Source organism: Paenibacillus planticolens, assembly GCF_013141725.1.
GTDB lineage: Bacteria > Bacillota > Bacilli > Paenibacillales > NBRC-103111 > Paenibacillus_E > Paenibacillus_E planticolens.
On sequence record NZ_WHNZ01000045.1, the window covers coordinates 192,319 to 206,006 of the forward strand.

Genomic DNA, 13,688 nt, shown 5'->3' on the forward strand with positions numbered 1-13,688 from the left:
TTACTCTCCTCTCCGAGGAAGCGGCATCGCGATGATGACGGTCGTTCCTTCCCCCTGCTTACTATGAATGCGGAGTCCATACATGTCTCCGAACATGAGCACGATGCGGCGGTGCACATTGGTAAGCCCGATGCCTCGTCTTGTTCGGCCGGTTGGATCTGACGCCTGCAAGGCATTCTGGGCCTGTTCGGTTCGCAAAGAAGTCATCGCTCCTTCGATGTCCGTTGCGTCCTTAATGAGCTGCTCCTGCATGCTCGCAAGCGTGCTCTCCTCGATGCCAACGCCGTTATCCTCAATGACAATCCGCAGCTCCTGCTCGCCAAGCTCCGTGTAGACGCGAAGCACACCGGGCCGGTTGAGCGGCTCCAGCCCATATTTCACAGCATTCTCAATGATGGGCTGAAGCGTCATTTTCGGCAGAACAACATCCAGACACTCCGGCGCAACGTCCAGAACGGTGCTGACCCTGCCTTCCAGGCGGTTCTCGATGATCGTCATGTAATGACGCATTTGATCCAGCTCTTGGCGCAGCGTTGTCTTCGAGGCTTCCTGCCAGTCACTGCTGTAGCGGAACATGTGGGACAAGGCTAAGATAACTTTGCCCAGCCGGTCGTTCTCGCGCTCATCCAGCATCCAATAAATCATATCCAGCGTGTTATAAAGAAAATGCGGGTTCACCTGGGACTGCAGCGCCTGCAGCTCTGCATTCTTCTCACTCACCGTGGCAAGGGTCATACGCTCGATAAGCTCATCCATCCGGTTCACCATCCGGTTAAAAGAAGAAACTAACGAATTGATTTCTTCAAACGATTTGACCGTGACGGAGCCTTTGAAATTCCCCATCTCCACCTGCTTCATCTCACGGATCAGCAGCTTGAGCGGCGAGGCAATATTGCGGGAAATAATGCTCGCCAGCACCAAAGATAAGAAGACAAGCGCCAAAATGACCAAGTACAGATATTCCCTTGTTTTCACAACCTCGCCATTAATATCCCCTTTAGGAGTCAAGCCGAACACGGTCCAGTCAGCCATTTTCGCCTTGGCCGAAACAATCAACTGATCGGTCCGGTCATCGACGATAATCTCATTGCTTCGGGGGCGCGGCAGCCCTCCGAAAGATGGCGGACTGCCTTTTTCCCCCGCCGTAGTAGCAATCATGTGATCTTCCCGGTCGACAATGTACACCTGGCTGTTCGGAGAGATCCTCACGTTCGAAAGCGCGGCAAGAATCGGCTGCGGGTTCGTTTCGATAACCAAAACGCCAATCACCCGGTGGTCCGTTAAATCGTACAGCTTGCGCCCAAACACAAACAAGGGATCGCGCTGAAACCGGTTGATCATCGAGCCCTGAGACAGGCCGAGCCAAACCATTTCTCCCGATGATTCCTGCAGCTTGTGGTACCACTCTGTGCTGGCATAATTCGTTTCTATGACACTATCGAAGCCTCGTTCATAATTATAGTTTTTCCCCGCGTTCGTGATGACATGAATGCCTACGATATCGTCCCGGGAATAATAGGCGGCGCCCAAAATGTTCGTAATGGTCCGTTCATTAATAATGTTAACCGCTTCGTCCTTGCTTGTGTCCCGGTCATGGATTAGCCTTAGCATCTCATAATTGCTGTTCAGCGACTTCGAAATGCTGTCATAACCTTGAAGCAGCAAATCAAAGAGGCCGACGGTTTGAGAAATATTTTTCTCCGCCAAATCGCTGATTTTACTATGAATGATGTCCGTTGTTTTCTTGTAATAGACGACGCTCACCAATGTTGAAAGGATCAGCATGCTCGAGATAAAAAGCAGAAACAGCCGGTTATGTATGGAATGAAAGCCCCGTGTCACGTGAGAATTCGGTCCCCTTTCCTTAGTCGTTTCAGGCTATCATACCACAGGCCGCCTTCCAAACAGCAAAAAGCGAGAGGTGAAGTTAACCCTTCACCGCTCCCGCTACCATCCCTTTTGTAATTTTATCGGCTAATAAGAAATAAATGATAATGACCGGCAGCGCGCCCAGTACCAGAAACGCCCCGATAGCCCCGTAGTTGACGGAATATTGGCTGACGAAGCTGTTCACGCCGAAGGGCAGCGTTTTGAGCCGCTCGGACGAAATGAACGTCGCCGCGAGAATGTACTCGTTCCAAATATTAATGAACGTCAAAATACAAACCGTCATCATCGGAGGAACGGAAATCGGCAGAACAATGCTGCGGAAAATCCGGATAACCCCCGCGCCGTCCATGACTGCGGACTCTTCGATCTCAGACGGAATCGACTTCATGAACCCGCTCAGAATAAAGACCGCAATCGGCGTCTGAAACGCGATATAAGGCAATATGATCGACAAATGCGTGTTCAGCACATGCAGGTTTTTGAAAATAATCATGAGCGGCAGCAGCGTCGCTTGCAGCGGCACCATCATCCCGATCAGGAAGATCACCATGACGAGCTGGCCGTATTTCCAGCGGAATCTGGCGATTGCGAACGAAGCCAATGAAGCCAGCAGCAGGACGCATACCATTGTCACCGACGTTACGAACAAACTGTTTTTCAAATATTGAAAATAGTGGCCTGCGCCAATCGCATCCGTGAAGTTCTTCCACATGAGCGTGTGAGGCAGCGCGAAAAATTTGCCCGACAGAATCTCTTCATTGCTTTTGAGCGAGTAAATAAACAACCAGAGCAGCGGATATACTTGCGTAACCACGAGTAGAGACAGGAACGCGATTACAATGATTTTTAAGATAGAGAGGCTTTTGCGTCTCCGTATTGTGACAGGTTTAGCCGAAGCTATTTCCCCAGCATGATTCATGGTGACACTCCCCTCCTTCATGAAAATCTTCTCTCTAAGCGGTTAAAAATAAAGTTGATAATGACGGTAGCAACGAGGCACAGGCCGACCAAGAAAGCGGCAATCGCGCTTCCGTATCCATATTTCATGGAGAGGAAAGACATGTTGTACATATGTGTCGAGATGACGTCCGTCGCGTGCGCCGGGCCGCCAGCGGTCATGACCATGACCATGTCGAATGCTTGCAGCGAGCCGATGAAGGCGAGGACAATCGATATTTTGAAAATCGGAATGTTCATAGGGAAAGTAATGTGCCAGTCGGCCTTAAGGCCCTCGGCTCCGTCAATCCTGGCCGCCTCATAAATATCCGCGGGGATGTTCTGAATGCCGGTAAACTGGATTAAAGTGTGGTACCCCAGGTACTGCCACAGGGCCACGAAGTAAAGGGAATACATCGCAATCTTCGGATCCGTCAGCCATGATCTCGTCCAACTATGAAGATTCAGCATGTCGAGAACCTGGTTCAGCATCCCCCCCATTGCCGCAGGGTTATAGATTGTTTTCCACAACTGGCCGATAATAACGACCGACAAAATGACCGGTAGGAAGTAAGCTGAAACGAGAAAATTCGGTTTTTTGATAAAACGGTTCAACAGAATGGCCACAGCCAAAGCAATTGGAATTTCAGCCATTGAAAATACAGCAAACATCAGCGTCCGTTTCACAGACGGCCAGAAAACGGGGTCTGCAAAAAGCAGCGTATGAAAATTTTTCAAACCAACAAATGTGGAATCGCCGATACCGTTCCAATCGAGCAATCCGCTGTACATCGATACGAGAATCGGAACGAAAACGAGACCGACATAGATCAGCAAACACGGCAGTACAAACATGGCAATCGTCCACTTGGAGACTCTTAACACATTCACTTGGCTCGCCTCCTTCATGGGATATACCAATCGGAACTTACCCTTTTGCCACTTGCGGCGCTTAGGATAAATTCCGATTTGGCTGCTAATTCATCTTATTTTTTGTTTGTGTCGTATGCAGTTTGGTGTTCTTTGGCAACTTCAGCAGGATCTTTCTTCTGCACGAAGAGGTTTTGGATGCTTGTTAAGTGGCCTTGTGCTGTTCCCGGGTTCATCGTGTTATCGAACGCAAGGTCGCCGCCTTTTACTTGTTTGAACATGCCCAGTACTTCCATAGCCATATCGGAGTATCCTGCGGCTTTGAAGTCGCCGTCAACTTTTTGCGCGATACCTACTGCGCCTTTAACCGCGAAAGCTTCTTTTGGGAAGTTCAGCATGAAGTAGTTCAAGAAATCTTTGGTTTCTTTCAAATGTTTGCTGTTAGCAGAAATAGCGAACGCGCTTCCCGGAGCAAGCATGAACTCGTCAGGGTTGCCTTTGCCTTTAACTGTCGGGAACTTGAATACGCCGACTTTACCGTTAACGGAAGAAGTCTCGATACCGCCTGTGGCCCATGAGCCCATGTAGTACATAGCGGCTTTGCCTGTTTTGAATAAGTTTTCACCTGCGTTGTAGTCAAAAGAAGTTGCGCCTTCTTGGAAAGCACCCGCTTGAACCAAGTCTTGGAAGGAGCTTACCGCATCTGTGAATGCCGGATCTGCGAAAGTTTTCTTGCCGTCAACAACCGCCTGCAGGAAGCCAGGGCCGCCATTCGTGCGAAGCAGGACGTTCATGAATAAGAAGGATCCTGTCCAGGAATCTTTTTCACCGATGGCCATTGGCTGAATGCCTTTGCCTTTCAGCGTTTTGACAGCTGCGACCATTTCTTCGAATGTTTTCGGCACTTCTACGCCGGCTTGCTTAAACAAGTCTTTATTGTAATAAACGAGACCGATGTTGTTGCCGTCAGGTAATGCGTAAAGGTTGTTGTTGAATGTGTACCAGTTCAAAATGCCTTCTTGGAACGTTCCTTTCAACCCATTTTGCTCAACCATATCGTTCAGCGGCGCGAAAAGTCCTGCATCTACGAAAGGCTTCATTTGCGCGGATGGATTCACGATCGTGATATCCGGAACTTCTTTGGAAGCTGCTTGCGTTTTGAGTTTCAGCTTTTGTTGATCCGTGTTCAGGGAATCAAGCTCGATTTTGATGTTCGGGTTTTTCGTTTGGTAGTCGTTTACGATCTTTTTCAGCATGCCGTTTTTCGGATCTGTCGGATCCGGATATATGTTTTGGAACGTGATCGTGATGTTTTCTTTCTTCTCTGTCGTGCTTCCGCCGCTCGGTGTCGTCGTTGCGGTCGCGCCCTGTGACGGTGTGCTTGTGCTTGTGGTTTTGCTGCTGGTGGCCGAGCCGCATGCTGTTAAGGAGATAGCCAGTAAACTTGCTGCCGCTACTTGAAGTGCTTTATATTTTTTTACCAATGTAAATCCCCCTCGTTTGTTTGATGAACTTGATGCCCTTATTATCGCTCGAAATTGGCAGCCCTTACAATGTGTGAACTTTAGGAATCATGTTAAGTTTTTATAGGTTGTTGTGATTGGGCAATGATCAGCAACTAACAGCACAACAATGTATGGTGCATTCAGATTAACAGGAAAAACTACCACTAATTCGATTAGCATAGGAGTTTTCACTAATTTAAATGGAATTTCTCCCGTTAATTTCCAGATTGATTTACTTACGCACGGAAGTATAGCAATTTAACTGGAGTTTTTCCTGTTAATTGGCTCCACCAATCAAAATTCACTCGAATAACGGGAGAATTTCCCTCTAAATTTTCCATAACGCGACAAAAGGCTTACAAAAAAAAGACCGACCCACCCGCCAAACCGGCGAAGGAGAGTCGATCTAATCAATAAGTGCAGCTTGCCTAAAATCTAGTAAGCCTTAGGCACCTCAACACGGTGCGTAATGCCGTCTTCCGTGAAGTAAATATGCGTGTCGAACCCTTGATCGTCCATGAAATAGGACACATACTTCGGCTCGCCATGCTTAATAGGCACGAGGAGCGTAGCGATCCGGTGGCTGCGCGCCGGCTTGGTCGTTGCCTTGAGATGCCAGTGCAGCGGCAAGCCTTCGATCTCAGCCAGGTCTACGTCCTGGAAGCCTTCATGCTGCGTCAGCTCCAACTCACCGGAGGAGCAATAGACGAAGCGGCCGTCCATATCGGCTTTGCGTCCTTGAACTTTGAAGGCTTGCCCGTTCAGCTTCATTTCGTATAGCGTCTGGAACAGCCAATCCACCGTGCCCGTCTGCGCCAGGTCGATGTGATCCACGACGACGACGTATGTGCCGAAGAAATACAGCTCGCGAACGTAGCGGTCAAGATACGGCACGTACTCCTTATACGCAGCGGTGGCATTACTGCGGGAGTAGCTGTAGCCCTTACGCTGCTCAGCCACTTCGACGAAGCCGCTCGCGGCCATGTTCAGCACTTTGTTTTTCTCGGCGTATTGTCCAAGTCCATCGATCAAAATATTGTTCGTCGATCGCGTCTGCCTGCGCCAGTTCATATGCATCGTGGAGCTGAACGCCACGTAATAACCGCTCTCAATGGCAAGCGGCTCGCCGTATGCGTGCAGCAGGAAGCCGTTTTGATCGCCGTGGCTGTGGCTCACGGAGCCGTATTTGCTGCTCTTCGTTAGCAGCATGATATGACGCTCGGGATCCGCCATATTGGAGTGGAACGCCACCCAGCCGATGTCGCGGAACCATTTGACCTGCTCGATATTTGCATCGGTTGGAGCGATAGCTTCCACCTGCGGATAATCATGGCGGTACACCATCTCGTCAAAACGGAAATCCCACCAGCCGTAGTTGTAAAATTTCATTTCGGAATCGGTATCCGTCTCCCGCACCCGCTCGAAATACCATTGGTACAAGCCATTTCCGGTCACCCCGGCGAACTGGCGGATGTTAAATCCTGTTTTCAAACTCACGGGATCTCCCAGCGTGGACTGATCGCCAAAGCTTGCGCGAAGCGTATCCGGGCTGAACGCGTACAGCGGGAAATCGCCTGTTTTTGTAAAAAACGGCCGTTTGTAAAAGTTAATGCCCGTATATTTTTTCAGCAAGTTCATCGCTTCCGTAACAAAAGCCATCCCCGTCGTCCAATACATCGGACCTTCCGCCCAGCCTCCATCCGGTCCGCCCCAAGGCGAATAGATGCCTGCATAGTATTCAAGTGTATAGTCCAGCCACTCACGCGCTTCCGGCTCTTCCTCTAACAATGCGATGCAGCTAGGTACCAGGACGCTGGACAACGAACGAACGGCATGGCTGTCGAACGGCACGTGATGGATTTTGGAATGATCGATAACGTGTGTAGCGATTTGACGCGCACGGGCCAGCAGAACCTCTCGCACCAGCTTCCGCTCAAGCTCCGTTAACTGACCGTGCAACCAGTCATAGCCCCATGCGATAGCGCCGGTCATCCGGAAGGATGCCTCATCGTTGTAATCGCGGCATGTTGGGCCGTTAACGTCCCAGGAGCAGACATGCAGCAGCCAGGTTTTGGCGCGACCGAGCAAATTGGCGTCAGCCAAAATCGTTCCCGCCACCGCCAGATGACGGATCGCATACAGTACCTCTTGCGTGTCCATGTACATTTGGCGCCACAGCTTCGCAACCCGCTTATTGTCCGGGTATGGCAGAGGCTCTGCCATTAACTCCCGGTCGATCCACGGCTTAACGGACTTCTCATAAAATACGTCGAAGCCGCAATACGTCGGATCGGCCGCCAGTTCCTTACGGAAAGCCGCAAGCTCCGCAGATTGCAGCCACAAACGGGGGTGCTGCAGCGATGCCTCGGCGTATCTGCGCGCCCGGCTAGGCAGCGGAGTTTCCGGCAGGTCAGCCGGGACTTCGAAGCGCCTCACCTTACTCCAAGCGGTATGTTCGCCATTCTCTCCAAGCAGCGCGTAGCGCCAGAAATAAGCTCCCGGTTTTAGGGCGTCATCGGGCGTATATAGATTATAGGGAATCGGCTTAATGGTTTGCGTGTCAGCCTCGTCAAATACGTCCGACTGCGAAATTTGCAGTACGTAACGGTCATTCTCCAATTGGGCGGGAATCCACGTGAAACGTGGCGGGTTTTCCAAGAGTACAGTTTGCTCGTTCGGTTCGTATTGTACAGTTAATACGCCGCTTTGCGGTTCGTATAATGGCAACAGGGTTGTCATATCGATTCTCCCTTCTCTATATGAAAATCAAACCTTTATCTTCCGTTAATTGAATATGGGCTGCGCTTTCCGGCTGACCGGGCACCGAAACCACAATTTCCTGCGGAGAAACGCGGGTGAGCTCGGCACTGCTGCCTGCACGGTATACATGGATGAAATCAGCGATGCGCTCATGGCGACGATGCAGGATCGCCGTAAGAGGTTGGCTAGGGTCCACAGAGTCCCCTGGCGTATGAACCGCAAGCAGCTCGTAGCCCGGCTCTGCCAACGCCGTGTGGAACACAGCGGCATCAGTCCCAAGCTGGTAAGACAAGTGCAGCTGCTCTGCATCCGCCGCGAACCCGCCGATAATCGGCAATTTCCGCTCGGCAGCGATTGAGGCCTGCTGCTCTTGAATCCGCAGCAGGCAGACACCCTCCCGATCGACCACTCCGTCAGCGATCGGCTGAACGGCAGGATGCATCCACCACTCGATGCTCCGAGACTCCTCCCCGGTCAGCTCAACCCGGAACCAATCCAGGAGCCACTCTCCCGTGAGCAGCAGATGACGATTCATCGTGCAGCCTTCGTAGGCCCCCGTCGTTTGCATCCAGGCGTAGACGGAGTTCTCGTCCGCCTCATAGCGGACGCAGCGCCCTTCATGCGGCGCTTGGGAGAAGCCGTCCAGCGACACCGTATTGTGGCTGGCGGTTTCGGCAAACCACGATTTCCGCATCGGCGAGCCGTAAGGCACCATCCCGAAATCGGGGGTTAGGGTTTGCGCAGGGTGCATCAAAGTCAGATGCAGCTTGTCGTAATGACCATGGGAACCGCCATGCTCGCCGAAATCAGCGAGGAACGACAGCGGGTTCCCGGGCACTCGGCCGATGACGAAGCCGGCATGGGGCCAGAGCCGCGAAGCGCGCGGCTCTGGCGGAACCGACGTGCGGTCAGCAGTGCCGTAGAGCAGCGCCTCGAGCTGCTCGCCTCCGGCAGCGTCCAGCTGCCGGTAGGCTTCGCGCAGCACCGGCGCGAGGCCGGCAATGCCGTAGATCGCGAGCCCCTGCTCCGCGATCTCGGCGATCTCGCGGGCGTAGGGAGCCCTCGCGAGCGGCCCGTCATGCAGGGCGGGCAGCGCGCCCCGGTCGTCGGCAAGATCGGCCAGCGCCTCCAGCATGCCGCGCATCGATTGGCCGTCAGTGCCTGTGACGGCGTAAAGGTCCATGCCGAAGCGCTGCGCCATCTCCGCGGAGATCAAGTACGCCCGAAGCACGAAAACGTGGTAATACGTGCTTCCCTCGAATTCAAGCTGATCGGGTTTCACGCCGATCGACAAGTGATGCTTGAAGCCGCCTTGGCCTTCAATCAGCGCCTCCAGCGCCGCTTGCTCATCTCGCGCGGCGTAAACGCATGACAATGACGCGTTCAGCCAAGCGGTGTAATTGTTCTCTGCATTGTTCCGCTCATGAATGAGAATGTGCCGGTATTCTTCCATGCTCCCGGCAAGCAAGCCCAAAAAGACGTCGATAGCCGCCTGCTCCTCCGCCTCGAACACAACGCCTTTATCACGCAATAACAGATAAGCGCGAATCAGTGTCGTAGACCAGATCGCCTCTGTGAGCGCCTGATGGAAAGCGCGCCCCTTCAGCATCCAGCTTTGCGCTTCCGGATGCACGGGGTAGAGCGGGAACTGCTCGGCGTATTCGACGAGCAGTTTTTTGCTGAGCTGCGCGTAGGAAGCATCGCCAAGCGCCGCATACACAGCGGCTGCCTGCAGAGCTGCGCGCGCCAACGATTGGTGCTTGAACACGAGCCAAGCACCGCGGTAAGCCTCGCCTTCGATTTGGCAGCCGTGCGGGCAGGCAAATTCGAAGGCATCTGCCCGCTCGTCGTCGAACACCAGTTCGGTATGATGGTGCGGACAAACATACTGGTGCCACCAGCCACCAGGTTCTTTAGGAATAAACAGGCTGCCTGCTTGCTGCAGCCTGTCGATTTCCTCTTTTAATATGCGTGCTATACGGTCCGGTCTCAGTACGGTGCTCATCGCATCATCATCCCGCCGTTGATTTCAATCGTTTCACCTGTTACATAAGCAGCCAAGTCGGAAGCAAGGTAAAGCACTGCTCCAGCTACATCGTCCGGCGTTCCTTCACGCTGCAGCGGAATGCCGTTAATCGTTGCTGTCCGAGCTGCGTCAGTCGTAAACGTTGCGTGGAACATCGTATTGCCGATAAAGCCGGGAGATACGTTATTCACGGTAATGCCGCTTGCCGCAACTTCTTTCGCCAAGCCCTTGGAGTATGTAAGAACGGCTGCTTTGCTTGCTGCATAGACGCTTGATCCCGGACCGCCGCCATTGTGCGCAGCAACGGATGTCATGTTGACGATGCGGCCATAGCCTTTCGCTTTCATGCCGGCAAGCACTCTTTTGCTCATGAACACGGTGCTTTTCAAATTAACGTCCATAATGCGGTGGTACATCTCTTCAAACATTTCGGAATTCGGTACGCGCTGTACCAGATGACCGGCATTGTTGACCAAAATATCAATCGTGCCGCCTAGTGCCTGCTCCACTTCACTAACGAGTCTGTCGATCTGCTCCAAATCAGTCACATCCGCTTGCACCAGCACAGCTTCTCCGCCTGCCGCTTGAATCGCTGCGACAACTTCTTGTCCTTGTGCTACATTGTTCAAGCAGTTCACGCCAACTTTCGCTCCATTGCTTGCTAAAGCTATGGCGATTGCGCGTCCAATTCCCGCGTTAGATCCTGTTACCAGTGCAATTTTCCCCGTTAAATCGATGTTCATATGAATTCCTCCCATGTCTGTGTTTTAGGTGTATATCCTCACGCCTCAACCCCGCATCTTCGGCCGCGCCGTTTCCGGCATCGTCATCATCAGACAAGTGCCGCGCCCCCACTCGCTGTCAACAGACAGCCCGTAAGCCTCGCCAAACACCATCTGAATTCGCCGATGGACGTTCATGAGCCCAATACCGCCGCGTTGTGAGGCGCCGTTCTCTTCCGGCTCCGCCAAACGGTTCTGCTCCAGCTTCTTCCGCAGCTCGGCAAGCCGCTCCGGCTTCATGCCGATGCCGTTGTCCTCTACGAACACTTGGAATAAGCCATTTTCCTTCTTGGCATTAATACGAATGAAATGATGCGGCTCCACGCCATCCGGAAACGCATGCTGAAAAATATTTTCAATCAGCGGCTGCAGCGTCAGCCGGACCATTTTCTCCAACAGCAGGCTCGGCGGAATCGCTACATCGATTTCAAACTCTTTGCCCGTTCGGTGCTGCAAAACAATCATATAGTTGCGAACATGGTTCAGCTCATTGGCTACTGTAATTTCTTCTAAATTGGTCTGAACGGAGTAACGAAGCATGAAAGCCATGGCCTCGACCATTTCGGTAATTTCCGTGGAGTCCTGCACAATGGCATAACAATTGATCGTTTCGAGCGTGTTATATAAAAAGTGAGGATTGATCTGAAGCTGCAGGGACTGATATTCCGCCCTCTGCCGCTCCAGCTTCGTCTCCCCTAACTCTAAAGCATTCTTTTGCTGCTCCAGCTCCGCCTCGTAAACCCGCCCAATCATATCGGACAGACGCGTCACCATTAGGTTGTAGCTATGAATAAGTCCGCCGATTTCGTCCGTTCGGCCCGTCTCGTCGATATACTGCCAGTTTCCTTTTTCCGTTTCCCTCATACTGTCTTTCAGCCAACGGATCGGCGCAATAATCGAACGGCCGAAACGGGACGCCAGCCATAAGGCAATGGCAAGTGTAATCAACCCCACACTGATGGTTGTCGTTCGAATGGTATTGACCGGACGCCGCAGCTCCTCAACCGGCATGGAAGCAACCAGATTCCAATCGGAGTAACCGGATTTGCGTGATACAAACATTCGCTCTTCGCCGTTATATTTGTAGGTGAATGTCTGGTTGCCGCTCTGCAGCACGCGCGAGGCCAATTCATCCTGCGGCTTGCGCTCGCTCATGGAACGCGGATAGATGTAGTTCCCGGTATCATCTACGATGAAGAAGAAGCCTTTTTTCCCCAGACTCACCCGATCCCATGTCTTCGCCAGCTCATCCAGCTTGATCTCGATCGCGACGACTCCACGGTTCGTATCCCCGTAAGAAGGTCCTCTCACTTTGCGGGCCATCGTCACGACGGAACCCTGATCGACTTCGCGAATGCTCATATTCAGCAGCGCGATTTTGCCGTCAGCCGGCGTCATTTTCATCAAATAATCATACTTTTCTTTCACCAGCACGGGATCGAAGTTGAGCACATTCTGATTATCATAAATAACCGATCGTCCATGCTGGCCGACCGCATAAATCATGTTCAATTGTTTATATAACGTAATAACGGAGACCACTGAAATACGTGCGAATTCCTTGATCTTTTCGCTGTACACATAAAACTCATACGAATCGTTAGGTTCAATTTCCATAAAAGCCCGCACATCCGGGTTGGAAGTAAACGCATTGCTCAAGAGCTCATAAGCCTGCAAATAGCTGTCTGTCTGATAGTTGGCGCTGTCGATCATTTGCTCCATATACTGCTTGACCTGGCCATCCAGCGCCCTGGAAGACTGAACATAAGAGAACGCCCCGACAGATACGAGCGAAAGCACGATCACAATCAGAAAGTTCGAAAAGATTTGGCGTGACAGTGTCTTGCCTCTCATGAACGAATCCCCATCTGCTGGCGGTACTCCGAAGGAAGGCATCCTTCATACTTCTTGAATGTTTTCGTAAAATGGGGATGATCGGCGTAACCGACTTCTCCGGAAATGTCCGTGATGCGCCACTGCGGCTGCTCCAGCAGCTTTTTCGCCTTTTCCATGCGTCTGCGCGTGCGGTATTGCACGAACGTCTCCGACGTATTTTGCTTGAATAATTGGCTAAAATACGAAGGATTGAGCCCGATGAATTCTGCCACTTCCTCTAGAGAAACTTCCTCAGCGAGGTGTGATTCAATGTACTGCTTCGCTTCCTCTACAGGGTCTTTCAGCTTCCCTTTGCGCTTAAGCTTCAGCTCATCCAAATGGCCATACACCGCTGTTGTGAAACGGAGCCATGCCTCCTCTTCGGTGGCAGCGCCGTTTAAGGCAAGCTCGCCCTGAATCAGATAAACGTCCCGCACATTTAAACGTTGGTGCAGCAGCGTATGAATCTCCTGCAAAATATCGTGAATCCGGTTCAGCTTCAGCTTGTAATCTCTGAGCTCAACGTAAATTTCTTCTAATAAGCGGTCTAATTCCGCTTGCTGCAGCATCCAGACCGCATGTTCCATCCGGCTTGCCCACTGCTCCAGCTTCGTTACAGCGACGAACGTTTCGGAACTTACTTTGGATTTGTTGCGGATCATCTTCTCCAATACGTTCTGGAAGCCTTTGATGTTCACCGGCTTTAACAAATACTCTTTGACACCATAGGAAACACATTTCTGGGCATATTCGAAATCGCTGTACCCGGAAATCACGACAACTTGGATGTCCGCATCCATTTCCGCAACGCGGGCACACAGTTCCAGGCCGTCCATTTTGGGCATGCGTATATCTGTAAACAGGAAATCGGGTCGATCCTCCTGAATCCGCTGCAATGCGACGACACCATTCTCAGCCGTTCGCAGGCTTTCGATCGGCAGCTCCGATTGTTCGACTAGTTTTTGCAATCCTTTGCGTATCATCGGTTCGTCATCGACAATGAGTATGCGGTACATGAGGCGGCGCTCCCTTCTTTACCCTTCT

General features: G+C 51.8%; 9 protein-coding genes. All 9 read right to left on the bottom strand.

Annotated elements, in window-relative coordinates; all coding sequences use genetic code 11:
* Window positions 1–1,842: a sensor histidine kinase gene (locus GC097_RS22025; RefSeq protein WP_171685442.1), complete on the bottom strand. Its 1,842-nt coding sequence runs from the start codon at window positions 1,840–1,842 to the stop codon at window positions 1–3.
* Window positions 1,843–1,927: 85 nt separating this feature from the next.
* Window positions 1,928–2,809, bottom strand: a complete 882-nt coding sequence (locus GC097_RS22030; protein ID WP_171685443.1) for a carbohydrate ABC transporter permease — start codon at window positions 2,807–2,809, stop codon at window positions 1,928–1,930.
* Between the two features lie 17 nt (window positions 2,810–2,826).
* Window positions 2,827–3,717: a carbohydrate ABC transporter permease gene (locus tag GC097_RS22035; RefSeq protein WP_171685444.1), complete on the bottom strand. Its 891-nt coding sequence runs from the start codon at window positions 3,715–3,717 to the stop codon at window positions 2,827–2,829.
* A 95-nt stretch (window positions 3,718–3,812) separates the two neighbouring features.
* Complete coding sequence (locus tag GC097_RS22040; RefSeq protein ID WP_171685445.1) at window positions 3,813–5,180, bottom strand: extracellular solute-binding protein; 1,368 nt, start codon at window positions 5,178–5,180, stop codon at window positions 3,813–3,815.
* 456 nt (window positions 5,181–5,636) lie between these two features.
* Complete coding sequence (locus tag GC097_RS22045) at window positions 5,637–7,940, bottom strand: DUF4962 domain-containing protein (protein ID WP_171685446.1); 2,304 nt, start codon at window positions 7,938–7,940, stop codon at window positions 5,637–5,639.
* Window positions 7,941–7,956: 16 nt separating this feature from the next.
* Complete coding sequence (locus GC097_RS22050; protein ID WP_171685447.1) at window positions 7,957–9,966, bottom strand: heparinase II/III domain-containing protein; 2,010 nt, start codon at window positions 9,964–9,966, stop codon at window positions 7,957–7,959.
* Window positions 9,963–10,730 (bottom strand): SDR family NAD(P)-dependent oxidoreductase, encoded by a 768-nt coding sequence (locus tag GC097_RS22055; RefSeq protein ID WP_171685448.1) that lies wholly within the window; start codon window positions 10,728–10,730, stop codon window positions 9,963–9,965. The genes GC097_RS22050 and GC097_RS22055 overlap by 4 nt, the downstream gene beginning before the upstream one ends.
* 45 nt (window positions 10,731–10,775) lie before the next feature.
* The gene (locus GC097_RS22060) at window positions 10,776–12,623 is read right to left on the bottom strand and encodes a cache domain-containing sensor histidine kinase (RefSeq protein WP_171685449.1); all 1,848 of its coding nucleotides are present in this window, start codon (window positions 12,621–12,623) and stop codon (window positions 10,776–10,778) included.
* Window positions 12,620–13,660, bottom strand: coding sequence for a response regulator (locus GC097_RS22065; protein WP_171685450.1), 1,041 nt, complete (start codon window positions 13,658–13,660; stop codon window positions 12,620–12,622). Before GC097_RS22065 ends, GC097_RS22060 begins: the two co-directional genes overlap by 4 nt.
* Window positions 13,661–13,688: the final 28 nt, after the last annotated feature.

Bases quoted from the DNA above. Each gene is read 5' to 3' on its own strand.
- GC097_RS22030 (WP_171685443.1), bottom strand. From the start codon at position 2,809: ATGAATCATGCTGGGGAAATAGCTTCGGCTAAACCTGTCACAATACGG.
- GC097_RS22045 (WP_171685446.1), bottom strand. From the start codon at position 7,940: ATGACAACCCTGTTGCCATTATACGAACCGCAAAGCGGCGTATTAACT.
- GC097_RS22050 (WP_171685447.1), bottom strand. From the start codon at position 9,966: ATGAGCACCGTACTGAGACCGGACCGTATAGCACGCATATTAAAAGAG.
- GC097_RS22055 (WP_171685448.1), bottom strand. From the start codon at position 10,730: ATGAACATCGATTTAACGGGGAAAATTGCACTGGTAACAGGATCTAAC.
- GC097_RS22060 (WP_171685449.1), bottom strand. From the start codon at position 12,623: ATGAGAGGCAAGACACTGTCACGCCAAATCTTTTCGAACTTTCTGATT.
- GC097_RS22065 (WP_171685450.1), bottom strand. From the start codon at position 13,660: ATGTACCGCATACTCATTGTCGATGACGAACCGATGATACGCAAAGGA.